Source organism: Streptomyces sp. NPDC087859 (assembly GCF_044742595.1).
GTDB classification, from domain to species: domain Bacteria; phylum Actinomycetota; class Actinomycetes; order Streptomycetales; family Streptomycetaceae; genus Streptomyces; species Streptomyces canus_F.
On sequence record NZ_JBIUUU010000018.1, the window covers coordinates 25,556 to 51,227 of the forward strand.

Genomic DNA, 25,672 nt, shown 5'->3' on the forward strand with positions numbered 1-25,672 from the left:
GAGTATCCGTGATGAACGAAGGGCAGCTGTCGCGGCGTCAGATCCTGGCGGCCGCGGGCTTCATCGGACTCGCCGGCCTGACCGGGTGCGGCAGCGGCGACGACGGCGGGGACGGCAAGGACCTCTCCAAGAAGCAGAACGGCGCCATGAAGGAGTACCGCGCCGGCCAACAGTTCAAGGCCGCGAAGCCGCTGTCCTTCTCGATGCTGCACAACAACAACCCGGTCTACCCGACGAAGAGCGGCTGGCTGTTCTGGAAGGAGGTCACCCGGCGCACCGGGATCACCATCAAGCCCGTCGACGTCCCGCTGGCGGACTACGAGAAGAAGCGCAGCGTCCTCATCGGCGCGGGCGACGCCCCCTTCCTGATCCCGAAGACGTACCACCCGGGCGAGGTCGCCTTCGTGTCCTCCGGCGCGATCCTCCCGGTCAGCGAGTACGTGCACCTGATGCCCAACTACCAGGACAAGGTCAAGAGGTGGCGGCTGGAGCCCGAGCTGGACTCCATACGCCAGTCCGACGGCAAGTACTACCTGCTGCCCGGCCTGCACGAGAAGGTCAAGTCCGGCTACTCGCTGTCCTTCCGCACCGACATCCTCGACAAGCACGGCCTGACCCCGCCCACCAGCTGGGACGAGGTGTACGACGTCCTCAAGGCGCTCAAGGCGGAGTACCCCGACAAGTACCCCTGGACCGACCGCTGGAGCACCAACACCCCCTTCCCGTGCGGTGCGCTGTTCGGCTATCTCGGCCAGGCGTACGGGGTCAAGGCGGGCTGGTCGTACAACAACATCACCTTCGACACCAAGGCGCGGAAGTTCGTCTTCAACGCGGCGACGGACGCCTACCGCCAGATGGTCGAGTACCTGAGGAAGATCGTCGCCGAGAAGCTGCTCGACCCGGAGAGCTTCACCCAGCAGGACGACCAGGCCGTGCAGAAGCTGCTGGCCGAAAAGTCCTATGCGATCAGCGCCAATCCGCAGGAGCTGGTGCAGAACTACCGCTACAACCTGGAGAAGCAGGTCAAGGGCGCGAAGATCGAGATGGTGCCGGTGCCCCTCGGACCGGCGGGCCCGGTGGTGCTGGGCGGCACCCGGCTGGAGAACGGCGTCATGGTCTCCAGCAAGGCCCTCAAGGCCGACACCTTCGTCGCGATGATGCAGTTCGTGGACTGGCTCTGGTACTCCGACGAAGGCCAGAAGTTCTGCAAGTGGGGCGTGGAGGGCACCACGTACACCGAGTCCGGCGGCCAGTACAGGCTGGAGCCCGGCATCAGCCTCATGGGCTCCGACCCGGACGCCCCGAAGGATCTCCAGAAGGACTTCGGCTTCTTCAACGGCGTCTTCACCTACGGCGGCAGCTGGGCCCTGGTCTCCTCCAACTTCAGCCCGGACGAGAAGAAGTTCCAGGACGCCATGGCCGAGCGCACCGAGCTCCCCATCGACCCCGCCCACCCCCTGCAGTCCGTGGAGCAGGAACAGGCGACGCTCTGGGAGACGCCGCTCAAGGACCACGCCATCCAGAACACCCTCCAGTTCGTCCTCGGCAAGCGCCCGATGTCCGAATGGGACGCCTACGTCAGCGAGTTGAAAGCCAAGAACATGCAGCAGCTCGTCGACCTGCACAACAAGGCGTACGAACGGTTCAAGAAGGAGAACGGGTGATCCGCGTCCCGATCGAGGGCACCGGCCGGTTCCCCGACGCCTGGCGCCACTGCGTCGGCACCGGCCGCCTCGAACTCGCCCTGCGCCGGGACTACCAGGACTCGCTGAAGCTCCTCCAGGACGAGATCGGCTTCCGGTACATCCGGGGGCACGGACTGCTGAGCGACGGCATGGGCGTCCACCGGCCCTACGAGTGGGAGGGCGCCCGGCGCGTCCACCACTCGTTCACCTACGTCGACCAGGTCGTCGACGCCTACCTGGCGCTCGGCATCCGCCCCTTCCTCGAACTCGGCTTCATGCCCGCGGGGCTGGCGTCGGGGGAGCGGACGGTGTTCTGGTGGCGGGGCAATGTCACCCCGCCCCGCTCGCACCAGGAGTGGGCGGCGCTCGTGAAGGCGACCCTCACCCACCTCGTCGACCGCTACGGCCTCCACGAGGTCCGCACCTGGCCCATCGAGGTGTGGAACGAGCCCAACCTCCCCGACTTCTGGGAGGGCGCCGACGAGAAGGCGTACCACCGGCTGTACGAGGTGACCGCCCGGGCGGTCAAGGAGGTGGACGCCTCCCTCCGGGTCGGCGGCCCGGCCCTCTCACCCGGCGCCGACGACTGGCTGGACCGCTTCGCCGAGTTCACCGAGCGGCACGACGTCCCCGTCGACTTCGTGTCGAAGCACGCCTACACCTCCGGGCCCGCCCGGCATGTGCCGTTCGGCACGCACCAGACGCTGGGTCCCGCGCAGGGCCTGCTCGACCAGTTCGCCACGCCCCGCGAGCGGCTGAAGGGCACCCGGCTGGCCGAACTTCCCGTCCACATCACGGAGTTCAACTCCTCCTACCGCCCCGACAACCCGGTCCACGACACCGCCTTCCATGCCGCGTACCTGGCCCCCGTGCTGGCGGCGGGCGGCGACCACGTGGACTCCTTCTCGTACTGGACGTTCAGCGACATGTTCGAGGAGGCCGGCCCGCCGACCGCGCTCTTCCACGGAGGCTTCGGCCTGCTCACCCACCGACAGGTGAAGAAGCCGACGTACCACCTGTACGCCTTCATGGCCCGGATGGGCGACGAGCTCCTGCGGCGCGGCAGCGACCACCTGGTCACCCGGCACCCGGACGGCCGGGTCACGGTCCTCGCGTGGGCGCCGGTGGACGCGAGCGGCGAGACACCCGGGCCGTCACAGCACCGGCTGCGCCTGTCCGTACCGGTGGAGGGGGCCGGGGAGGCGTTCGTGCGCCGGTCCGCCGTGGACGAGGAGCACGGCAACGCGCGTACGGCCTGGCAGCGGATGGGCAGCCCCCGCTCACCCCGGCCGGACCAGCTCGACGTCCTCCACGAGGCGGCCGAACCCGCCCGGCGGCATCTGCGGCTGCCGGTGGAGGACGGCCGGGTGGGCCTGGATCTGACGCTGAGCCGCCACGAGGTGACGCTCGTCGAGGTCAGCGCGGTCGTGGACGAGGCACCGCCCTGGACGGACGAGCGGAGACTGCTCGGAAGGGAGACGCGATGAGCACCCCGTCCACCGCCTTCGGCATCGGCCCCCTCTCCCGGGCCGCCGCCCTCATCCACACCCTCGTCACCGTCGAGGCCCTCCTCCTGGTCGCGGCCGCCCCGGGCCTGGCCGGCCTCTTCCTGCTCGGCCCCGCCCCCTCCAACATCCCCCTCGCCTCCCTGTGCCTGCTCCCGCTCGGGCCCGCCTGCGCCGCCGCCCTCTACGCCCTGCACCATCGCGACCGCGACCTCACCGACCTCCACCCGGCCCGCACCTACTGGCGCGGCTGGCGGCTCAACGCGCTCCCCGCCCTGAAACTGTGGACGCCCCTGCTCGCCTGGCTCACGGTCATCGCCTTCTCGCTCACCCACTTCTCCGCGACCGGCCTGCCCGGCTGGTGGGCGGTGCTGCTCGCGGCGATCGGCCTCGGCTCCCTCCTGTGGGGAGCCCACGCACTCGTCCTGACCTCCCTCTTCAGCTTCCGCGCCCGCGACACCGCCCGCCTCGCCGGCTACTTCCTCTTCCGGCACGGCCGCGCCACCCTCGCCACCGCCTCGCTGCTCGTCCTGACCGCCGCGGGGACCGCCCTGCTCACCGAGGCCCTGCCCGCCCTGCTGGCCGCCCCGCTGCTGCTGTCCCTGCTGCACGGCGGCCGCCCGGTGATCGCCGAGACCCAGGAGGACTTCACCGAATGAGTCGCAAGATCCGGTACGGCGGCGACTACAACCCCGAGCAGTGGCCGCAGTCCACCTGGGACGAGGACCACCGGCTCTTCACCCGGGCCGGCATCGACACCCTCACCGTCGGCGTCTTCTCCTGGTCCCTCACCCAACCCGCCGAGGACACCTACGACTTCACCGTCCTGGACGGCGTCCTCGACCGGGCCGCCGCCGAGGGCCGCCAGGTCTGCCTCGCCACCGGCACCGCCGCCCTCCCGCCCTGGCTCGCCAAGAAGTACCCCGAGGTCAACCGCACCGACTTCGAGGGCCGCCGCCACCGCTACGGCCGGCGCCACAACTTCTGCCCCAGCTCACCGGCGTACCGCCGCCTCTCCACGGCCATGGCCGCCCGACTGGCCGAACGGTATGCCGGGCACCCGGCGTTGCTCGCCTGGCACATCAACAACGAGTACGGCGGAGTCTGTTACTGCGAGCACTGCGCCGAGTCCTTCCGCGCGTGGCTACGGACCGAGTACGTCACCCTCGACGCCCTCAACGACGCCTGGTGGACCACCTTCTGGTCCCACCGCTACACCGACTGGGACGAGATCGAACCCCCCAGCGCCCTCACCGAGCACTGGCGCGGCCCCGACCACACCGCCTTCCAGGGCATCACCCTCGCCTACTTCCGCTTCACCACCGACGCCCTCCTCGGCTGCTTCCTCGCCGAGAAGGAGGTGATCCGCGCCCACGACCCGCAGACCCCCGTCACCACCAACTTCATGGGCATGTTCCGCCCCCTCGACTACCACCGCTGGGCCCCGCACCTCGACTTCGCCTCCTGGGACAGCTATCCGCCCCTCGACGCCCCGCCGACCTGGCCCGCCCTGGCCCATGACCTGATGCGCGGCCTGAAGGACGGCGCCCCGTTCTGGCTGATGGAGCAGACGCCGTCCACGACCGCGTGCCGGGACGTCAACCCCCTGCGTCGCCCCGGTGAGCTGAGGCTGGCCACCTTCCAGGCCGTCGCCCATGGCGCCGACGCGGCCCTCTACTTCCAGCTGCGCGCCTCCCGCGGCGCCTGCGAGAAGTACCACGGCGCGGTCATCGGCCACGCGGGCCGCGACGACACCCGGGTCTTCGGCGAAGTGGCCGCGCTGGGAGAGGAGTTGGAGGCCCTGGGTGACGCCACGCTCGGCGCCCGCACCCCCGCCCGTACCGCCCTGGTTTTCGACTGGGACAGCTGGTGGGCCCTGGAGATCTCCGACGGTCCCTCCCGGCTGGTCAAGTACCAGGAGGTGGTCCACGCCTACTACCGCGCCGCCCGCGAGGCGGGCGCCGACGTGGACGTGGTCCCGCAGACCGCCGACCTGACCTCGTACGACGTGGTCCTCGCCCCCGTCCTGCACCTGGTCAAGGGCGACCTGGCCGAACGCCTGGAAGCGGTCGCCGCACGCGGCGGCACCGTCCTGACGACCTTCCTCTCGGGCCGCGGTGACGAGCACGACCGGGCGTTCCTCACCGACGTACCGGGACCGCTCGCACCCTTGACGGGCGTACGGATCGACGAATGGGACTCCCGGCCACCGGAGTTCACCCAGCCCATATCCGAGCTCGGATCGGAAGCCCGCCTAGTCTTCGAGATCGTCCAGCCGCGCGGCGCCGAGCCGGTCGCCACCTACGGCACCGACTTCTACGCGGGCACCCCCGCCGTCACCCGCAACGCGTTCGGGGAGGGCGAGGCCTGGTACGTCGCCACCGCCCTCGACCAGCCCGGCGTCGACGAGGTGGTCCGCCGCGTCCTCGCCCGCCACGACCTGCTCGGTCCCTACGCCGACCACCCGGCCGTCGAGACCGCGACCCGGATCGCGCCGGACGGCACCCGCCTCTTCTTCCTCCTCAACCACACCCCTGAACCGGCCCGTCTCACCGCCCACACCACCGCCACCGACCTGCTCACCGGCAAGCGGATCGAAAAGGGCGAGCCGCTGACCCTCGACCCGCTGGGCACGGCGATCCTGCGGATCCGGTAGACGCGGCTAGTGGATCCGGCGCCCGTGCGCGTCGGGCACACCGGATTTGCGGAAGAAGTAGCTGTTGATCTGGTCGCGCCACTCGCGGGCACAGCGGAGCTGCTCCTCGAACCGCTCCGTCACCCGCGCGTGGCGTTCGGCGTCCACCAGATCCACCAGCGAGGCCCACACCCGCCGGGCGGCCTCCACCTCTTCCACGCCCTCGAAATGGGTGTCGTAGATGTGCTGGATCACCGTCCTGCCGCTGTGCAGCACATGCCCGTACGGCACATGGTGGAAGAACAGCAGCAGCTCGTCCGGGCAGGTCTCCGGCGACTCGTACACCTCGGCCCAGGGCTTGGCGTACTGCGCCGCGTACCCCGTGCCGGTCGCCGCGCTGCGGTCCACGCCGATGCCGTCCCGGTCGGCGAAGTGGTAGGTGCCCCACGGGCTGTACTCGTATCCGTCCACGCTCGGCCCGTAGTGGTGACCGGGCTGCACCATGAAACCGACCCCGAGCGGCGCGGTGTACTTCTCGTACGTGCGCCACGACCCCTCCATCACCGCGCGCACCCCCGCCGCCGGCTCCGTCCCGAAGGTGAGCGCGATCCACTCGTCGAGGATCTCCAGCGGATCGGCGTCCGGCCGCCAGGCCAGCCGGCCGAAGGTGTAGAGATTCGCCTGGGCCAGCGGATGCCCGGTCCAGAACGGGTCGTCGCCGACGTTGGAGACGGCGACCAGGGCATCCGCCAGCTCCGCCACCGGCGAGCCGTCGGGCCGGAACCGCAGCACCTCGCTCCACATCGGCCCCAGCCAGCACACATGCCGTTGCTGCCCGGTGTACTCCTGCGTCGCCTGCAACTCCACCGCGAGCCGGGTGCCGGGCATGGCGCCGATCAGCGGTGAGACCGGCTCCCGCACCTGGAAGTCCATCGGCCCGTGCTTGACCTGGAGAACGGCGTTCGGCGCGAACTCCCCGTCCAGCGGCACGAAATGGTCGTACGCCGCACGCGCCCGGTCCGTCGTCCGGTCCCGCCAGTCCTGGCGGTGGTCGTAGACGAACGCCCGCCAGTGCACGGTCCCGCCGTACGGCTCCAGGGCGGCGGCCAGCATGTTCGCCCCCTCGGCGTGCGAGCGGCCGTAGGCGAACGGCCCCGGCTGCCCCTCCGAGTCGGCCTTCACCACGTACCCTCCGAAGTCCGGTATCGCCTCGTACACCCGCTCGGTCGCCTCGGCCCACCACGTCCGCACTCGCTCGTCGAGCGGGTCGGCCGTCGTCAGCCCGCCGAGCACGACTGGCGCGGCGAAGCTCACGGACAGCTGCGTCCGGATCCCGTAGGCCCTCAACGCGCCCGCGATCTCGGCGACTTCGCCGATCCGGTCGGTCAGCAGCCGCGCCTCGGCCCGGTGCACGTTGACGTTGTTCACGGCCACGGCGTTGATGCCGCACGAGGCGAGCAGCCTGCCGTACGCCCTGACCCGCTCCAGATCGCCGCGCGCCCGTCCGTCCTCCCAGAACAGCGAGCCACCCGCGTACCCGCGCTCCACCTGGCCCATCACCGGGTGCACGGCCACGTTGTCCCAGTGGTCCAGCATGCGCAGGCCCAGGGCCGGGCGATGCGTCTGTCGGCGGGGTTCGCCCCGGAAGGCGTCCTCGCCGAGCCGTACGACGTGGAAGAGGCCGTACAGCAGGCCCGGCCGGCCGGACGCGGTGACCGTCGTCCGGCCGGCCTCCCGTGCGAACGTGAACGCCTCGGACCCGTCGTCGCCGGTCAGGTCCAGCAGCAGGTCGTACGGCTCGGGGGACGCGTCGCGCTCGACGTGTCCCCCGAACCGGGCACAGGCCTCCGCCACTTCCTCGTGCACCGAGTCCACGAGCGGACCCTCACCACCCCGGACGAGTGTCCGTCGGCTGCCGATCGCCCGGAAGGCGCCGGGTGTCAGCCAGGCAGGGTCGACACTCTCGGGAAGGTGCGGCACGGGACTCCCCACTCAGCGGCTCAGGCCAGCAGTTCGACCTCGGACACGGTCGCCTCGCCGTCCAGCACGAGGCGGTACTTCTCGTACGTACCCGGCGACCCCACCGTGAATGCGCGTGTCTGTCTGTCCCAGGCGAAGGATTCACCGGACCGCTCGTCCAGCGTCTCCCACGAGGTCCCGTCGGCCGACCCCTGGAGCACCCAGCCCTTGGGCGCCTTCGTGCGGTCCGCGGGCGAGGTGAGCGTGTACTGCACCGCCTCGACGCCCTCGGTGACCGGCAACTCGGCCTCCGTCAACGCCACTTCGCTCGCCGACGTGTTGTCGAACAGCCCGCCCGCGCCCTTCAGTACATCCGCCCGGGGCGTCGGCACCTTGTCGTCCTTGGTGATCGACACCGGCGCCGCGTTCTTGCCCGTGCCCCAGGACGAGGGCCGCGGACCCATGTCGAAGGTCAGCGTGCCGCCCTTGGAGATCAGCGAGTGCGGAAGCGAAGTCGACGTCCAGGTCTTCCCGTTGACCTTCAGCCCCTGCACGTACACATTGCGGTTGCTGTTCTTCGGCGCCTTGACGACGAGGTCCCGTCCGTTCTCCAGATGCACGGTCGCCTTGGTGAACAAGGGTGAGCCGACGGCGTACTCGCCGCTGCCCATCACCAGCGGATAGAAGCCCAGCGCGGAGAAGAGGAACCACGCCGACTGCTCGCCGTTGTCCTCGTCACCGTGATAGCCCTGCCCGATCGCGCTGCCGGTGTAGAGCCGGGACAGCACCTCACGGACGTTGCGCTGGGTCTTCCAGGGCTGCCCGGCCGCGTCGTACATGTAGTTCACATGGTGGGCGACCTGGTTGGAGTGCCCGTACATGCCCATGCGGACGTCCCGGGCCTCCGTCATCTCGTGGATGACCCCGCCGTAGGAGCCGACGAAGTCCGGCGAGGCCGTCTCCGGCGTGGCGAAGTACTCGTCGAGCTTCTCGGCGAGCCCGCGGCGGCCGCCGTACAGGTTGGCCAGGCCGCGGCTGTCCTGCGGGGCGGTGAAGGCGTACCCCCAGCCGTTGGTCTCCGTGTAGTCGTGACCCCAGACGCGAGGGTCGTACTTCGACGACTCCACCCGCCAGTCACCGGCGAGATCCCGCCCCTGGAAGAAGCCGGCCCGCGAATCGAAGAGGTTCACATACTCCCGGGCCCGGTTGAGGAAGTACTCCGACTCCTCCGCGTACCGCTCCTCACCCGTCTCGTCGTACAGCGCCTGTCCCATCCGCGCGATGCCGTAGTCGTTGAGATAGCCCTCCAGCGCCCAGGACAGGCCCTCGTGCGTCTCGGTGCCGGTGTAGCCGAGGAACGGGGAGGTCTCCATCCCCTTGCGGCCCACGCCCGACGTGGGCGGCACGACGGTCGCGTTCTTCAGGGCCGCCTCGTACGCCGACCTGGCGTCGAAGTCGACGCCCTTGACGTACGCGTCCGCGAAGGCGACGTCCGAGGACGTGCCGGTCATCAGGTCCGCGTAACCGGGGGAGGACCAGCGCGAGGTCCACCCGCCGTCCTTGTACTGCTGCACGAACCCGTCGGCCATCTCGCCCGCCTGAGACGGTGTCAGGAGGGAGTACGCGGGCCAGGTCGTCCGATAGGTGTCCCAGAAGCCGTTGTTGACGTATACCTTGCCGTCGACGATCTTCGCCCCGGTGTGCGTCGGGGTGTCGGGACCCGGCATCGGCGAGAACGGCGACGCGTACTGGAACTTCGAACCGACCTTCTCGAAGCCGGAGTTGGGGTACAGGTAGAGCCGGTACAGACTGGAGTACAGCGTGGTCAGCTGGTCCTCGGTGGCGCCCTCGACCTCCACCTTGCCGAGCAGCCGGTCCCACTGCCGCTGGGCGCGCGACTTCACCGTCTCGAAGGAGGTGCCGTCCGGGATCTCCTGGCGCAGGTTGTCCTTGGCCTGGTCGACGCTGATCAGCGAGGTCGCCAGCCGCAGGGTGACGGTCCGGTCCTTGAACCGCAGATAGCCCCTGACCCCGCTGGAGTCGCCCTCGACCACCGGCTTGTCGAAGACCCCGTACACGAAGAGCCGCGTCGCCCCGGTCGACAGCCCGGACTTCACGTCCGAGTACCCGGTGACGACCCTGGCCGCCTTGTCGAGCGTCAGCCCCGCCTGGTCCGTCACGTTGTCGAAGAGGACGCTCGCCTCGTCGCCGGGGTAGGTGAAGCGCAGCGCCGCCGCGTGGTCGGTCGGTGCCATCTCCGCCTTCAGCCCGTTCTCGAACCGCACGCCGTAGTAGTACGGCCGCGCGGTCTCGTTCTCGTGCCGGAAGGCCAGCTCCCGCGCCTCGCGGCCGGTCTCCGGGACGCCGGCGGCGACGGACGGCATCACCTGGAAGGTCTGCCGGTCGCCCATCCACGGGCTCGGCTCATGGCTCGCGCTGAACGCCTGGATCGTCGGCAGGTTGTCGTCGTTGTTGGCCCGGGCGTAGTCGTACAGCCAGCTCAGCGAGCCGGCGTTGGTGACCGGCGTCCAGAAGTTGAAGCCATGGGGCACGGCCGTCGCGGGGAAGTTGTTGCCGCGGGAGAAGGCCCCGCTGGAGTTGGTGCCGCGGGTGGTCAGCGCGTAGTCCGAGAGGTGGGCCCTCGGCTTCTCGGGCGCCGCCGGCGCGAGCCGTACGTCGTCCAGCCAGCCGCGGAACCTCGCCGGGCCGCCGGGGGAGTCGTAGGCCACCAGGATCCGGTCGACCGTCTTCCCGGCCGCCACCGATCCGATCCGCGAGGACACGTCGTTCCACTGGTTGACGTACAACACCTTCGCGGCGCCCTGACCCTGCGGCGACAGCGTGAAACCGTGCTGGTCCCGGGCGCCGAGGCCGCTCAGATACGTGCCGTCCGTGAAGGCCAGGTCCACCGCCACGTTCGTCGCCGCGTAGTCCCGGTCGCCGTCCGCCATCGACGGGAAGACGCGGTACGCCAGCCGGGTGTCCGGGCCGACGGCCACGTTCACGTCGTAGACCTTGTTGTACGAGTACGCCCGCCCGTCCGCGGTGTGCCGCCCGGCGTACCGCAGCGCCCGCTTCCCGGTGAAGCCCGCCCGCGCCTTCGCGGTGGGGGAGCCGTTCGGGCCGCGGTCCACCAGCGAGAGCATGTCGGGCGGTACCGGCCCGTTGCCGCCGCCCGTGGAGAACTGCACGTCGGCGAGCTGGAGGATGTCCGAGGCGCCGTTGTTCGCGGTGACGTCGAGGCGGAAGTGCTGGTACGCGGCCGGCTCCGCCAGGTCGTACGACGTCGTCTGGAAGCGCTCGGCGAAGGACTGGCCGGAGCGGGTGTCGAGGGTCTTCCAGTCCTTGCCGTCCGCCGAGCCCTGAAGCCTCCAGTCCCTGGGGTCGCGCTCGGCGTGGTCATTGGCCGAGACCAGGGCGTACGTCACGATCTTTCGCGGTTTGTCCAGGTCGAACTCCACCCAGCCGGTGGGCTGGAACGCCAGCCATTTGGTGCCCGGCTCGCCGTCGACGAGGTTCTCCTTCACCTCGCCGCCGGAGGTGTTCTCGGCGCTCGCGCGGACGTCCGTGACCCGGTCGGTCACATTGCCCGGGATACCGCTGCTGTAGCCGCCGTCGACGCCCGAGGCGCGCTCCACCGTGTCGGTCCAGTCCGGCACCGGATCGTCCGCCTCGAAGGAGGACGCGAACTCCCGGTCGGCGCCGGGCGCCTCCGGCAGGGCCGTCGCGGCCCCCTGGGAACCCATCGCCAAAGCGAAGGCGGTCGTCAGGACGACCGCCGGGCCTCTTCTGTACCGAGCTCTGTGCCGCATGCGCCAGCACCCTCCTGCCATCGCGGACAACGTTGTCAACTTCGATGCGCAAGGATCAGTTGTGACCCAAGTGGTCAGCGTTGTCAAGGGTGTTGGGTGTGGCATTCGGGCATAATGACGGGCATTTTTCCGTCAGGGAGCACACAGGCCGTACATATTTCCGGGAGGTCTCAACTCGGAAAAGACCCATGGCCAACCTTGCATTCGATCTTGCTCCGCTGGCGGGAAGTGGACTATACCTGTCGGCGATTCACCGCACTTCCTGCACGACCCAGCGTGACCCGAACGCGGTGCCCGGGAGGATCCGGTTCACCGCCTGAGTCCTGGAGAAGGCGAGGACTTGAGCATGGGATCCACTTCCGCCGAGAACAGCAACAAAGCCTCCGTCGGCCGCCGCGATCTGATCAAGCGGTCCGCCGCGCTCGGTCTGATCTCCGTACCCACCATGAGCGTCCTGTCCGCCTGCGCCAGCGGCGGCGGGGACGACACTTCCGACAACGACACGGGGGGCAAGACCTCCAAGTCGAACCCGTTCGGCGTGAAGGACGGCGGCAAGCTCGACGTCGTCATCTTCAAGGGCGGCTACGGCGACGACTACGCCAAGGCCTGGGAGGCCAGCTTCAAGAAGAAGTGGGGCGTGACCTCCGTCCACACCGGCACCCAGGAGATCACCGGCAAGCTCCAGCCCCGCTTCAACGCGGGCAACCCGCCGGACATCGTCGACGACTCCGGCGCCCAGCAGATCCCGATCGACGTGCTGTACAAGAACGGCCAGCTGCTCGACCTCGCCGTGGTCCTGGACGCCCCGTCGATCGACGACCCGTCCAAGAAGGTCCGCGACACGCTGATCCCCGGCACCCTCGACGCGGGCATGCAGGGCGGCAAGGTCGTGGCCCTGAACTACATCTACACGGTGTGGGGCCTGTGGTACTCCGGCAAGCTCTTCAAGGAGAAGGGCTGGACGGAGCCCAAGACCTGGGACGAGTTCCTCGCCATCTGCAAGGACGCCAAGTCCCAGGGCATCGGCGGCCTCGCCCACCAGGGCAAGTACCCGTACTACATCAACGTCGCCATCATGGACCTGATCGCCAAGACCGGTGGCCTGGAGGCCATGAAGGCGATCGACAACCTCGAGCCCAACGCGTTCGTGGGCTCCGACGCCGCGAAGGCCGCCGTCGAGGCGATCTACGAGGTCGTCGAGAAGGGCTACCTGATGCCCGGCACCAACGGCCTGACCCACACCGAGTCCCAGACCCGCTGGAACCAGTACAAGGCCGTGTTCATCACCAGCGGCTCCTGGCTGGAGAACGAGCAGCTCAAGACGACCCCGTCCGACTTCGACATGAAGTTCCTGCCGATGCCGCTGCTGCCCGGCAGCAAGCTGCCCTTCGAGGCGATCCGGGCCGGTTCCGGCGAGCCCTTCATCATCCCGGCCAAGGCCAAGAACCTGCCCGCGGCCAAGGAGTTCGTACGGATGATGCTGTCCAAGGAGTGGTCGACGACCTTCGCCAAGGAGGCGAACTCGCTGACCATCGTCAAGGACGGCGTCGACACCGGGGTCCAGCTGCGGCCGGGCACCCAGTCGACGGTCGAGGCGTCCAAGGCGGCCGGTGACGACACCTTCCGTTTCCTGTACACCGAGTGGTACAGCGAGATGGGTACGGCGATCGAGAACGCGTCCAACGAGCTGATGGCCAAGCGCATCCAGCCGGCGGAGTGGCTGAAGCGGGCCCAGGCCGCCGTCGACAAGCAGGCCAAGGACCCGGAGTCGAAGAAGAACCACCGGGACTAGATCACACAGTGCCCCGCGCCCCCGGAAAGGGGGCGCGGGCGTACCGCCGGGAGACCAGGGGCAGGAAACGCCAATGCGCAAAGGGCAGTACCGGTTCGTCGCGGGATTTCTATTCGCTCCCGTGGCGCTCTATGTGACCTTCGTGATCTGGCCGTACATCCAGACGTTCGGATATTCGCTGACCGACTGGAAGGGGCAGTCCCAGACCTTCAAGTTCGTCGGCCTGGACAACTACAAGGCGCTGTTCCAGGACGACATCTTCATGGGGGCGATCTGGCACAACATCCTGTTCCTGATCTTCATTCCCCTGGTCACCATTCTGCTCGCGCTGTTCTTCGCCTTCATGCTCAACGTGGGCGGGCGCAGCCGGGCCGGCGGGGTCGCGGGGGTCGCCGGATCCAAGTACTACAAGATCATCTACTTCTTCCCGCAGGTGCTGTCGCTGGCGATCATGGCGGTGCTGTTCGGGGCCGTCTACCGCAGTGACGGCGGCGGCATGCTCAACGGGCTCCTCATCAAGCTGGGCCTGGTCGACGCCCAGAGCCCCATCGAGTGGCTCAACGAGCCCGACCTCGTGCTGTGGGCGCTGCTCGTGGTGGTCGTCTGGCACGGCGTCGGCTTCTACCTCGTGCTGTTCTCCGCCGCCATGCAGTCCATCCCGAAGGACATCTACGAGGCCGCGCTCATCGACGGCGCCGGCCGCTCGCAGTCCTTCTTCCGCATCACGCTGCCCCTGCTGTGGGAGTCCGTGCAGACCGCCTGGGTCTATCTCGGCATCGCGGCGATGGACATGTTCATCCTGGTCTCCACGATGACCTCCGGCGACTACGGGGGCGGTCCCGACCACCACAGCGAGGTCATGGCGACCGTGATGATGCGCAACTTCCTGCTGTACGGCAAGAGCGGGTACGCCTGCGCCATGGGCGTGGTCATGCTCGTTCTCACCCTGATCGTGTCCGTGTTCACGTTGCGCGCCACCCGCCGCGACCGCGTCGAGTTCTGAGCGGGGAGAGAAGACACCTCATGAGCGCACCCCTCAAGGAGACCGCCGCCTCGGGCGGTTCGGTCCCCGCCCAGCCCTCGGTCGGCAAGACCCCGGCACGTCCGGGCGACCCGCGCGGCGAAGGCCTCGCACTGAACGTCTTCTCGCACGGCTTCCTCGCCCTGTGGGCGCTGCTGATCGTGCTGCCGCTGCTGTGGCTGGTGCTGAGCTCCTTCAGGACCGATGCCCAGATCGGCGGTTCGGCCTTCGGCTGGCCGCAGAACTGGTCGCTGGACGTCTTCTCCCGCGCCTGGGACAAGGGCATCGGCGACTACTTCGTCAACACCGTCATCGTGCTGGTCTTCTCGGTGCCGCTGACGATGCTGTTCGGCTCGATGGCGGCGTACGTGCTGGCCCGCTACGAGTTCTGGGGCAACCGGTTCCTGTACTACTTCTTCGTGGCCGGAGCGATGTTCCCGGTGTTCCTCGCCCTCGTCCCGCTGTTCTTCATGGTCAAACGGCTGGACATGCTGAACACCTACCAGGGCCTGATCCTGGTCTACGTCGCCTACTCGATGCCGTTCACGGTCTTCTTCATGCACGCCTTCTTCCGGACCCTGCCGACAGCGGTCTTCGAGGCGGCGGTCCTGGACGGGGCCTCGCACACCCGGACGTTCTTCCAGGTGATGCTGCCGATGGCGAAGGCGGGTCTGCTCAGTGTCGGCATCTTCAACACCCTCGGCCAGTGGAACCAGTTCATCCTGCCGACGGTCCTCATGCAGCCGCAGAGCGGCGACGATCCGGAGCGTTATGTCCTCACCCAGGGGCTCATCCAGCTCCAGCAGCAACAGGGGTACGCCTCCGATCTTCCGGTTCTCTTCGCGGGGGTGACCATCGCGATGATCCCGATGCTGGTCGTGTACCTGTCCTTCCAGCGTCAGGTGCAGGCGGGGCTGACATCCGCGACCTTGAAGTGAAGCGCGCGTAGCGCTCCGGAACCGACCGTGCGCACGCCGTTCCCCGCCCTGGGAGCGGCGTACGCGCGTGTGCCCGGAGCCGCGGATACTGTTCAACCTCTTGACGGAAGGCGACCCGAACGGCTCAGCTTAGAGTTCACTAGTTGGACATTCACGGGGCCTCATAGAAGCGGTCCCGCGCGCAGGAGGTCGTCGTGGAGACTCCGGGGTCGCAGTCGTCACTGCACCGAGCCAACCTGGAACGGGTGGTCCGGGCCGTCCGGCTGGCCGGGTCGCTCACCCAGGCGGAGATCGCCCGGACCACCGGGCTGTCCGCGGCGACCGTCTCCAATATCGTCCGTGAGCTCAAGGACGGCGGAACCGTCGAGGTCACGCCCACTTCGGCGGGCGGCCGACGGGCCCGCAGCGTCTCGCTCAGCGGGGACGCCGGCATTGTGATCGGCGTCGATTTCGGCCATACGCACCTACGGGTCGCGGTCGGCAACCTCGCCCACCAGGTGCTGGCCGAGGAGTCCGAGCCACTGGACGTGGACGCCTCCTCGACGCAGGGCTTCGACCGGGCGGAAGAGCTGGTCAACCGCCTGATCGCGGCCACCGGCGTCGACCGCTCCAAGATCGCCGGGGTGGGTCTCGGCGTCCCCGGCCCGATCGACCTGGAGTCGGGCTCCCTGGGCTCCTCCGCGATCCTGCCGGGGTGGATCGGCACCAAGCCCGCCGAGGAGCTGGGAGGCCGTCTGGGCGTCCCCGTGCACGTCGACAACGACGCCAACCTGGGTGCCCTCGGCGAGATGGTCTGGGGCGCCGGCAGGGGCGCCAGGGACCTGGCGTACATCAAGGTCGCCAGCGGTGTCGGCGCCGGCCTGGTCATCAGCGGCAAGATCTACCGGGGCCCGGGTGGCACAGCGGGAGAAATCGGGCATATTACTCTTGATGAGTCCGGCCCGGTCTGCCGCTGTGGAAACCGCGGCTGCCTGGAGACCTTCGCGGCCGCGCGCTATGTGCTGCCGCTCCTCCAGTCCAGTCACGGCACCGACCTGACGATGGAAGGCGTCGTGCGGCTGGCCAGGGACGGAGACCCGGGCTGCCGTCGGGTGATCGCCGACGTCGGCCGACACATCGGCAGTGGAGTAGCCAATCTCTGCAATCTCCTGAACCCGAGCAGGGTGGTCCTGGGCGGTGATCTCGCCGAGGCCGGTGAGCTGGTGCTAGGCCCCATCAGGGAGTCCGTGGGCCGGTACGCCATCCCTAGCGCGGCACGTCAACTCTCCGTTCTCCCGGGGGCACTTGGGGGTCGTGCGGAGGTGCTCGGAGCGCTCGCTCTCGCACTCAGCGAGATGGGCGATTCGACCCTTTTGGACGGCACGCTGCACGCAGCGGCCCCTGCCTTCACTTAGAGAACGAAACCCGCCGTTGCCAACCCGTTAAGTATTTACTTCTTGACGTCGCACGTACGGCCGAGTTGACTTCCAGCCACCTCGGCCGCAACGACGCGGCCTCGTCAGGGAGGTTTCAAAAGTGAACACGCTTATGCGTCGTGCGGCCGTACCCGTTCTGGTCTCGGCTCTTGCTCTCTCCGCCGCCGCTTGTGGCAAGGCCGGAGACGACGACAACGACAGCGGCAGCTCCGACAACAAGTCGATCGGCCTGCTCCTGCCCGACAGTGTCACCACGCGTTACGAGCAGTTCGACCGGCCGTTCTTCGAGGCCAAGGTCAAGGAGCTGTGTGACGACTGCACGGTCTCCTACAACAACGCCGGCGCCGACGCCGCCAAGCAGGCCCAGCAGGTCAGCACCATGGTCACCAAGGGCGTGAAGGTCATCGTGATCTCCGCCCAGGACTCGGCCGCCATCAAGTCCTCCATCCAGGCCGCGGTCGACAAGGGCGTCAAGGTCATCGCGTACGACCGTCTGGCCCAGGGCCCGGTCTCCGCGTACGTCTCCTTCGACAACGAGAAGGTCGGCCAGCTCCAGGGCCAGGCCCTGCTCGACTCCCTCGGCGCCAAGGCGACCCCCAAGGCCAACGTCGTCATGATCAACGGTGACGACGCCGACCCGAACGCCGCGCTGTTCAAGAAGGGCGCCCACAGCGTCCTCGACGGCAAGGTCAAGATCGCCTACGAGCAGTCCGGCCTGTGGAAGGACTCGGTCGCCGCGCAGAAGATGTCGGCCGCCATCACCCAGCTCGGCAAGAAGAACATCGCCGGTGTCTACGCCGCCAACGACGGCATGGCCGGTGGTATCGCCAACACCCTCAAGGGCGCCGGCATCTCCGGCATCCCGCTGACGGGTCAGGACGCCGAGCTCGCCGGTATCCAGCGCATCGTCGCCGGTACGCAGTCCAGCACGGTCTACAAGGCCTTCAAGCCGGAGGCCGACGCGGCCGCCCAGCTCGCGGTCAACCTGCTCGAGGGCAAGAGCATCGACTCCCTCGCCACGCAGACCATGACCAACGGCTCCGGCGACAAGGTTCCGTCGCAGCTGCTGACCCCGGTCTCCGTCACCGTCGACAACATCAAGGACACGGTGATCAAGGACAAGCTGTACACCGTGGACCAGATCTGCACCGCCGAGTACGCCGCCGCGTGCAAGAAGGCCGGTCTGCAGTAATCACCGCCCCGAGGGCGTGCCTCTGATCCGGCACGCCCTCCTGGCAGGTACAAGCCCCTCCGGCGCCCGCCCCGCCTTTCATACCCCGCTGCGGGACGGGCGCCGGACGGAAGCATGGCGAGCGCGCCCGTTGCCAAGAGGCACGGGCTGCGCGCAAGTTCATCAGTAAGTCGGTGCCCCCTTCGGCATCCCCCTCCGCGCTCTCATCCCAGGCGCGGCATCCCCGCCGGTCAGGCGGCGAAGGAGATGGTTCACGTGTCCGCTACGCCCGTGCTGGCGTTGCGCGGAGTCTCCAAGCGATTCGGTGCTGTGCAGGCACTCACCGACGTCGAGCTGGAGGTCCACGCCGGAGAAGTAGTCGCGCTCGTCGGCGACAACGGCGCAGGAAAGTCCACGCTGGTCAAGACGATCGCCGGCGTCCACCCCATCGATGAGGGCGTCATCGAGTGGGACGGCAAGCCGGTCAGCATCAACAAGCCGCACGACGCCCAGGGACTCGGCGTCGCGACGGTCTACCAGGACCTCGCGCTGTGCGACAACCTCGACGTGGTCGGCAACCTCTACCTCGGACGCGAGCTGCTGCACCGCGGCGTCATCGACGAGGTCACGATGGAGAAGAACGCCCGGGAACTGCTGAGCACGCTCTCCATCCGTATCCCGAGCGTGCGCATCCCGATCGCGAGCCTCTCCGGCGGTCAGCGCCAGGTCGTCGCCATCGCGCGTGCCCTCATCGGTGACCCCAAGGTCGTCATCCTCGACGAGCCCACCGCCGCCCTCGGTGTCGAGCAGACCGCACAGGTCCTCGACCTGGTCGAGCGGCTGCGCGAGCGCAACCTCGGCGTCATCCTCATCAGCCACAACATGGCCGACGTGAAGGCTGTCGCCGACACCGTCGCCGTGCTGCGCCTGGGTAAGAACAACGGTGCCTTCTCCGTGAAGGACACCACCCACGAAGAGATCATCGCCGCCATCACGGGTGCCACGGAGAACGCCGTGACCCGTCGTGCGGGGCGTCGCAGCACGGAGGCGGCAAAGTGAGCGACACGTCGAAGGTAGACAAGACGGAGGGCGTGGTCGAGGAACAGACCACGGTGGCCCCCGCCGACGACCCCACGGCCGCCCCGGTCTCCGTCGTCGACCCGCGTCTGCTGATCCGCGAAGAAGGCTTCAAGGGTTACTGGACCGAGTTCAAGCGCAAGACGAAGGGTGGCGAGCTCGGCTCGCTGCCGGTCGTCATCGGCCTCATCGTCATCTGGACGATCTTCCAGCTGAAGAACGACCTGTTCCTCAGCGCGGACAACCTGTCCAACATCAGCTACTTCATGGCCGCCACCGGCATGCTCTCCATCGGCCTGGTGTTCGTGCTGCTGCTCGGCGAGATCGACCTGTCGGTCGGCTCGGTCAGCGGTCTGGCGTCCACGCTGTTCGCGGTGCTCGCGGTCAACCACGGCATGAACGTCTGGCTGAGCCTGATCCTGGCCGTCCTGACCGGTATCGCCATCGGTGTGCTGCACGGCTGGTTCTTCGCCAAGATCGGTGTGCCGGCGTTCGTGGTCACCCTGGCCGGCTTCCTCGGCTGGAACGGTCTGATGCTGTGGCTGCTCGGCGACAGCGGCACGATCAACATCCCGTCCGACGACGGTCCGATCAAGCTGCTTGGCCAGAGCTCCTTCTTCATGGACCAGGCCGTCGTCGGCGCGTACCTGCTCGCCGGTCTCGGTGTCGCGTCCATGCTCGTGGGCTCGCTGATGGAGCAGCGCCGCCGCAAGGTCGCAGGCGTGCCGTTCCGGCCGACCAGCGAGATCCTGCTGCGCGTCGTTCTGCTCGCCGTGGCGTCCTTCGCCGCCGCGGCCGTGCTGAACAACGCCGCGGGTGTCTCCAACTCGCTCGTGATCTTCCTCGCCGCGCTGGTGATCACGGACTTCGTGCTGCGTCGTACGACGTTCGGCCGCAAGGTCTTCGCGGTCGGCGGCGGTATCGAGGCGGCTCGTCGTGCCGGTATCAACGTGGCGGCGATCCGGATCTCGGTGTTCGCCATCGCGGGTGGCTTCGCGGCCGTCGGCGGTATGTTCTTCGCCGGTCAGACCGCTTCGGCGACGCTGAACGCCGGTGGCGGCAACACGCTGATGCTGGCCATCGCGGCCGCGGTCATCGGTGGTACGTCGCTGTTCGGTGGCCGTGGCTCGGTGTGGTCGGCGCTGCTGGGCATGCTGGTCATCCAGTCGATCACGACGGGTCTGGACCTGCTGAACATGAACACGTCGATCCAGTACATGATCACCGGTGGTGTTCTGCTGGGTGCCGTGGTCATCGACTCGGTCTCCCGCAGGAGCCAGAAGGCCGCCGGACGCGGCTAGCACACCCGGATCTGGCCCGGCGCTGTTCAGCGCCGGGCCATTTTCATGTCGTACGAACGATGGATCTTGGGTACAGCCGATCGCGTGACGTATGACGCACCTCCCGAGCGCCGTCCGCAAAGGCGGAACATTAGACTCGACAAGCCCGGCAACAGCTCTACTGCAAGGAGGCACGGGTGCCGCTGCTGACCCGCATCAGGGGACCGCGCGATCTGGACCGGCTCAGCCTGGAGCAGCTGGACCAGCTGGCAGAGGAGATCCGGACCTTCCTCGTCGACGCCGTCTCCAAGACCGGCGGCCACCTCGGCCCGAACCTCGGCGTGGTCGAGCTCACCATCGCCCTGCACCGTGTCTTCGACTCGCCGAAGGACAAGGTGCTCTGGGACACCGGACACCAGTCCTACGTCCACAAGCTGCTCACCGGCCGCCAGGACTTCTCGAAGCTGAAGATGAAGGGCGGCCTGTCCGGCTACCCCTCGCAGGCCGAGTCCGAGCACGACGTCATCGAGAACAGCCACGCCTCGACCGTCCTCGGCTGGGCCGACGGACTCGCGAAGGCCAACCAGATCCAGAAACGCGACGACCACGTGGTCGCCGTGATCGGAGACGGCGCCCTCACCGGCGGTATGGCCTGGGAGGCGCTGAACAACATCGCCGACGCCAAGGACCGGCCCCTGGTCATCGTCGTCAACGACAACGAGCGCTCCTACGCGCCGACCATCGGCGGCCTCGCCAACCACCTGGCGACCCTGCGCACCACCGACGGCTACGAGCGCTTCCTGGCCCGCGGCAAGGACCTCCTGGAGCGCACTCCCGTCGTCGGCAGGCCGCTCTACGAGACCCTCCACGGGGCCAAGAAGGGCCTCAAGGACTTCATCGCCCCCCAGGGCATGTTCGAGGACCTCGGCCTCAAGTACGTCGGTCCCATCGACGGCCACGACATCGAGGCGATGGAGTCCGCGCTGGCCCGCGCCAAGCGGTTCGGCGGCCCGGTGATCGTCCACGTCCTCACCGAGAAGGGCCGCGGCTACCAGCCCGCCCTCCAGGACGAGGCCGACCGCTTCCACGGCATCGGCCCCATCCACCCCGACACCGGCCTGCCGATCAAGGCCTCCGGCGCCGACTGGACCTCCGTCTTCGGCGACGAGATGGTCCAGCTCGGCAAGGAGCGCGAGGACATCGTCGCGATCACCGCGGCCATGCTCCAGCCGGTCGGCCTGAAGAAGTTCGCGGACGCCTTCCCGGACCGCATCTACGACGTCGGCATCGCCGAGCAGCACGGCGCCGTCTCCGCGGCGGGCCTGGCGACCGGGGGAGTGCACCCCGTCTTCGCCGTCTACGCGACCTTCCTCAACCGCGCCTTCGACCAGGTTCTGATGGACGTCGCCCTGCACAAGTGCGGTGTGACGTTCGTCCTCGACCGGGCCGGCGTCACCGGCACCGACGGCGCCTCCCACAACGGCATGTGGGACATGTCGATCCTCCAGGTCGTCCCGGGACTGCGGCTCGCCGCGCCCCGCGACGCAGACCAGGTGCGGGCGCAGCTGCGCGAGGCCGTGAAGGTCGACGACGCGCCGACCGTCGTACGGTTCTCGAAGGGCGCCGTAGGCCCCGCCGTGCCCGCGGTGGGCCGGGTGGGCGGCATGGACGTGCTCCGCGAGCCGGGGACGGACACGCCCGACGTGCTCCTCGTCTCCGTGGGCGCCCTCGCGCCCATGTGCCTGGAGATCGCGGGCCTCCTCGACAAGCAGGGCATCACGACCACCGTCGTCGACCCACGCTGGGTCAAGCCCGTCGACGAGGCCATGGCCCCGCTCGCCGAGCGCCACCGGGTCGTCGTCACCGTCGAGGACAACTCCCGTGTCGGCGGTGTCGGTTCGGCGGTCGCCCAGGCCCTGCGCGACGCCGGTGTCGATGTCCCGCTGCGCGACTTCGGCATCCCGCCGCGCTTCCTCGACCACGCCTCCCGCGCCGAGGTCATGGCGGAGATCGGGCTGACCGCCCCGGACATCGCCCGTCAGGTCACCGGTCTGGTCTCCAAGCTGGACGGCAAGTACGGCAGCGCGGCCGCCGAACCGGAGCCCGCGCGCGACTGACCCGTACGACCGGATGGGCCGGTTCCACCACCGCGAAGGGTGGTGGAACCGGCCCATTTGCGTGAATCACCACGCGCCGGGGCATACGCAGTACGCCCCCTCTCGATCATGTCGAGGACGACACAGCGTGGGAGGTACGCCCGTGAGCAGCACACTCTTCCGGACGAAGAGAGTCGAGCAGTCCATCCTCGATACCGAGGAGCCGGAACACGCGCTGAAGAAATCCCTGTCGGCGCTCGATCTGACGGTCTTCGGCGTCGGTGTCATCATCGGCACCGGCATCTTCGTCCTCACCGGCACGGTGGCCAGGAACAACGCCGGCCCCGCCGTCGCCCTTGCCTTCGTCGTGGCCGGCGTCGTCTGCGCGCTCGCCGCGCTCTGCTACGCCGAGTTCGCCTCCACCGTCCCGGTGGCCGGCTCCGCGTACACCTTCTCGTACGCCTCCCTCGGGGAACTGCCCGCCTGGATCATCGGCTGGGACCTGGTCCTGGAGTTCGCGCTCGGCACGGCGGTGGTGGCCGTCGGCTGGTCCGGCTACATCGCCTCGCTGCTGGACAACGCGGGCTGGCATCTGCCGGCGGCGCTCAGCGGCCGGGACGGCGCCGACGGCTTCGGGTTCGACATCCTCGCCGCCGCGCTGGTCCTGGTCCTCACCGCCATCCTCGTCCTCGGCACCAAGCTCTCCGCGCGCGTGACCTCGATCGTCGTCGCCATCAAGGTGACCGTCGTACTGACCGTGATCATCGCCGGAGCCTTCTTCATCGAGGGCGACCACTACGACCCGTTCATCCCGAAGGCGCAGGAGGTGCCGGCCGGTGACAGTCTCCAGTCGCCGCTGATCCAGCTGATGTTCGGCTGGGCGCCCTCCAACTTCGGCGTGATGGGCATCTTCACCGCCGCCTCCGTCGTCTTCTTCGCCTTCATCGGCTTCGACGTCGTCGCCACGGCCGCCGAGGAGACCAAGAACCCGCAGCGCGACATGCCCCGCGGCATCCTCGGTTCCCTCCTCATCTGCACCACCCTCTACGTGGCCGTGTCGATCGTCGTGACCGGTATGCAGAAGTACACCGACCTGTCCATCACGGCCCCGCTCGCCGACGCCTTCAAGGCCACGGGGCACCCCTGGTTCGCGGGCTTCATCAGCTTCGGCGCCGCGGTCGGCCTGACCACGGTCTGCATGATCCTGCTGCTGGGCCAGACCCGGGTCTTCTTCGCGATGAGCCGCGACGGACTGCTGCCCACGTTCTTCTCCCACGTCCACCCGAAGTTCCGGACCCCGCACCGCCCGACCATCCTGCTCGGCGTGATCATCGCGATCGTCGCAGGCTTCACGCCCCTGAGCGAACTCGCCGAACTGGTCAACATCGGCACGCTGTTCGCGTTCGTGGTCGTCGCGATCGGCGTGATCATCCTCCGCAAGTCCCGCCCCGACCTGCCCCGGGCCTTCCGCACCCCGTGGGTGCCGGTCATCCCGATCCTGTCGGTGGCGGCGTCCCTCTGGCTGATGCTGAACCTGCCGGCCGAGACCTGGCTGCGGTTCGCGATCTGGATGGTCCTCGGCTTCGTCGTGTACTTCGCCTACGGCCGCTCGCACAGCCGCCTCGGACGCGAACAGGCGGCGGCCGCCCAGGGCGTCACGCCGCCGAACGGCGGGGCGCGGTAGCCGTGTTCAGGGGCGGACGGTGCGCGGTCCCGTCACCTCCGCCCCCAACTCCGTCACCCGCCGCCGCAGTTCACGGTCGGCGGTGACGACCAGGACGCGGCGCCCGACCGCCTCGGCGACCAGTTCGACCATCCGGTCGTCCCCGCTGCCGGGCGCCGCGTCGACCCGTACCCCGGGCACGGACTCCACGCCCCGGGCGGCCCCCTCGACCACGAGCAGGAGTTCCACCGGCCCCTCGTGCCCCGGCACCCCGTCCGCCGCCAGCCGGTCCCGCAACCGCTCCGCAGCCCCCCGCCGGTCCCGCCACCAGCCGTCGGGCACCGACCCGACGACGTTGGCGGCATCGACGATCACGAGCAGCGGCGCTTCGGCGTTCATGGGGTCAGGGTGTCAGGCGGCGGGCGTCCCGTCGAAGCAGACGGCGGGCGGCCCGCACCGGGGGGTGAGCAGGCAGGGCCCAAGGGGCCACGCATAGAGTGAAGTGGTGAACGGCGACTGGCTCCTCCGCGGCCGCGACGGCCGGCTCAGTGTCTATCTGCCGTCCGGCGAGTCCGTACTCTGCCGGGCCGAGCAAGGGCCCGGCGGCCCCTGGGAAGCGGCTCCGCGCAAGGTCGGCGGCGACCAGAAACTCCGCCCGGGCCTCGCGATCGGCCAGGGCGGCGACGGCTACGCCCATCTCGTCTCCTGGCGGCCCACCAAACCCGGCGAGTCCGGGCTCACGCACTCCACGCACTTCCGCCCACGCCTCGCCGCCCTCGACTGGACGCCCATCGGCCACCCCAACAAGACGGGCGACCGCACCGGCACACCCGCCGTCGCCGTCGACGCCCAAGGCCGCGCCCATGTCTTCGTCCGCAACAAGGGCGGCGGGGTGAGCATGGTCGCCCAGAAGGAGAAGGGCGGCTGGGATCCGTGGCGGGACCTCAAGGGGAGCGACGTACAGGAGGATCTGGCGGCGGTGACCGGCGAGTCGGGGCGCGTGGAGCTGTACGCGGCCGTTCCCGGCGGCGTCCTGTACTGGTGCCAGGAGAAGCCGGGCGCCCAGCCCATCCTGACGGAGGCACTGGAGACCCCGGTCCGCCCGGGCACCCTCCGCGCCCTGCCGACCTCGCCGGAGCACACCACGCTCTTCTACACCGACGACTCCGGCGACCTGTGCGCCTGGCGCCCCGGCGGCAAACCCCTCGCCCTCCTCGCCTCGGCCGGCCCCGGCCCGGTCTCCGCCGTCCGCTGCGAACTCGACGGCCACGACTGCACCTTGCTCGCCCAACGCTCCTCCAGCGGCCGCGTGGCCTTCGCCGCGTACCCGACCGAGCAGGAGTCGGCGGGCGCGTGGTGGGCGGAGTCGGGCCCGGCGCTCCCCGCGGACGCAGGGGTGTCACTGACGACCGACGAGGAGGGCAGGGTGGTGGCGGCGACCTTGTCCCCGTCGTCCGGCCAACTCCTGTTCACACGACGCAAGGACGAGCCGGTCCTGGCACTGGAGGCGTGGCGCCCCGTCTGAGGGGCGCGGGGAACTGCGCAGTCTTTCAGGGGGTCTGGGGGCAAAGCCCCCAGGGACGGGAAGGGTAGGGGCGGAGGGGGCGAGAAAACGCCTTTGCC

Annotated in this window: 17 protein-coding genes; 14 read left to right on the forward strand and 3 right to left on the reverse strand. The window is 69.0% G+C overall.

The annotated features are described in order from the left end of the window. Window positions 1-8: 8 nt before the first annotated feature. From ACIOHP_RS36790 to ACIOHP_RS36805, 4 genes are read left to right on the forward strand one after another with little or no spacing between them, the layout of a single operon-like run. Window positions 9-1,664, forward strand: coding sequence for an extracellular solute-binding protein (locus ACIOHP_RS36790; RefSeq protein WP_401894196.1), 1,656 nt, complete (start codon window positions 9-11; stop codon window positions 1,662-1,664). Beyond that, window positions 1,661-3,172, forward strand: coding sequence for a xylan 1,4-beta-xylosidase (locus tag ACIOHP_RS36795; protein ID WP_401894198.1), 1,512 nt, complete (start codon window positions 1,661-1,663; stop codon window positions 3,170-3,172). Before ACIOHP_RS36790 ends, ACIOHP_RS36795 begins: the two co-directional genes overlap by 4 nt. Next, window positions 3,169-3,849: a hypothetical protein gene (locus ACIOHP_RS36800; RefSeq protein ID WP_401894199.1), complete on the forward strand. Its 681-nt coding sequence runs from the start codon at window positions 3,169-3,171 to the stop codon at window positions 3,847-3,849. The genes ACIOHP_RS36795 and ACIOHP_RS36800 overlap by 4 nt, the downstream gene beginning before the upstream one ends. Further along, window positions 3,846-5,846, forward strand: coding sequence for a beta-galactosidase (locus ACIOHP_RS36805; protein WP_401894202.1), 2,001 nt, complete (start codon window positions 3,846-3,848; stop codon window positions 5,844-5,846). Before ACIOHP_RS36800 ends, ACIOHP_RS36805 begins: the two co-directional genes overlap by 4 nt. A gap of 6 nt (window positions 5,847-5,852) precedes the next feature. Here ACIOHP_RS36805 and ACIOHP_RS36810 read toward each other — a convergent pair whose 3' ends face one another. Both ACIOHP_RS36810 and ACIOHP_RS36815 read right to left on the reverse strand, forming a co-directional pair. Continuing rightward, window positions 5,853-7,817 carry an alpha-glucuronidase gene (locus ACIOHP_RS36810; RefSeq protein ID WP_401894204.1) on the reverse strand — a complete coding sequence of 655 codons (1,965 nt, stop codon included), beginning with the start codon at window positions 7,815-7,817 and terminating at the stop codon, window positions 5,853-5,855. Between the two features lie 8 nt (window positions 7,818-7,825). Next, window positions 7,826-11,596 (reverse strand): GH92 family glycosyl hydrolase, encoded by a 3,771-nt coding sequence (locus ACIOHP_RS36815; RefSeq protein ID WP_401894206.1) that lies wholly within the window; start codon window positions 11,594-11,596, stop codon window positions 7,826-7,828. 346 nt (window positions 11,597-11,942) lie between these two features. On the opposite strand from ACIOHP_RS36815, the gene ngcE reads away from it, so the two are divergent. From ngcE to ACIOHP_RS36860, 9 genes are all read left to right on the forward strand, one after another. Next, complete coding sequence (ngcE, locus tag ACIOHP_RS36820) at window positions 11,943-13,388, forward strand: N-acetylglucosamine/diacetylchitobiose ABC transporter substrate-binding protein (RefSeq protein WP_361547896.1); 1,446 nt, start codon at window positions 11,943-11,945, stop codon at window positions 13,386-13,388. Window positions 13,389-13,461: 73 nt separating this feature from the next. Next, window positions 13,462-14,391 (forward strand): carbohydrate ABC transporter permease, encoded by a 930-nt coding sequence (locus tag ACIOHP_RS36825; RefSeq protein ID WP_307024741.1) that lies wholly within the window; start codon window positions 13,462-13,464, stop codon window positions 14,389-14,391. 20 nt (window positions 14,392-14,411) lie between these two features. Next, the gene (locus ACIOHP_RS36830; RefSeq protein ID WP_361547900.1) at window positions 14,412-15,347 is read left to right on the forward strand and encodes a carbohydrate ABC transporter permease; all 936 of its coding nucleotides are present in this window, start codon (window positions 14,412-14,414) and stop codon (window positions 15,345-15,347) included. A 194-nt stretch (window positions 15,348-15,541) separates the two neighbouring features. Then, window positions 15,542-16,741, forward strand: a complete 1,200-nt coding sequence (locus ACIOHP_RS36835) for an ROK family transcriptional regulator (protein WP_171143186.1) — start codon at window positions 15,542-15,544, stop codon at window positions 16,739-16,741. 133 nt (window positions 16,742-16,874) lie between these two features. Next, window positions 16,875-17,954: a sugar ABC transporter substrate-binding protein gene (locus tag ACIOHP_RS36840; RefSeq protein WP_401894445.1), complete on the forward strand. Its 1,080-nt coding sequence runs from the start codon at window positions 16,875-16,877 to the stop codon at window positions 17,952-17,954. Between the two features lie 246 nt (window positions 17,955-18,200). Further along, on the forward strand, window positions 18,201-18,992 hold the full coding sequence (locus tag ACIOHP_RS36845) for an ATP-binding cassette domain-containing protein (protein ID WP_401894210.1): 792 nt from the start codon (window positions 18,201-18,203) through the stop codon (window positions 18,990-18,992). Beyond that, on the forward strand, window positions 18,989-20,311 hold the full coding sequence (locus ACIOHP_RS36850; protein ID WP_401894211.1) for a sugar ABC transporter permease: 1,323 nt from the start codon (window positions 18,989-18,991) through the stop codon (window positions 20,309-20,311). Before ACIOHP_RS36845 ends, ACIOHP_RS36850 begins: the two co-directional genes overlap by 4 nt. A 176-nt stretch (window positions 20,312-20,487) precedes the next feature. Further along, window positions 20,488-22,407 (forward strand): 1-deoxy-D-xylulose-5-phosphate synthase, encoded by a 1,920-nt coding sequence (gene dxs, locus ACIOHP_RS36855; RefSeq protein WP_361547910.1) that lies wholly within the window; start codon window positions 20,488-20,490, stop codon window positions 22,405-22,407. 142 nt (window positions 22,408-22,549) lie between these two features. Then, window positions 22,550-24,070, forward strand: a complete 1,521-nt coding sequence (locus ACIOHP_RS36860) for an amino acid permease (protein WP_401894215.1) — start codon at window positions 22,550-22,552, stop codon at window positions 24,068-24,070. 6 nt (window positions 24,071-24,076) lie between these two features. On the opposite strand, the gene ACIOHP_RS36865 is transcribed toward ACIOHP_RS36860, so the two are convergent. Next, entirely contained in the window at window positions 24,077-24,448 is a 372-nt protein-coding gene (locus ACIOHP_RS36865) for an NTP pyrophosphohydrolase (protein ID WP_401894217.1), read from the reverse strand. Between the two features lie 106 nt (window positions 24,449-24,554). On the opposite strand from ACIOHP_RS36865, the gene ACIOHP_RS36870 reads away from it, so the two are divergent. After that, window positions 24,555-25,574 (forward strand): hypothetical protein, encoded by a 1,020-nt coding sequence (locus ACIOHP_RS36870; RefSeq protein WP_401894218.1) that lies wholly within the window; start codon window positions 24,555-24,557, stop codon window positions 25,572-25,574. Window positions 25,575-25,672: the final 98 nt, after the last annotated feature.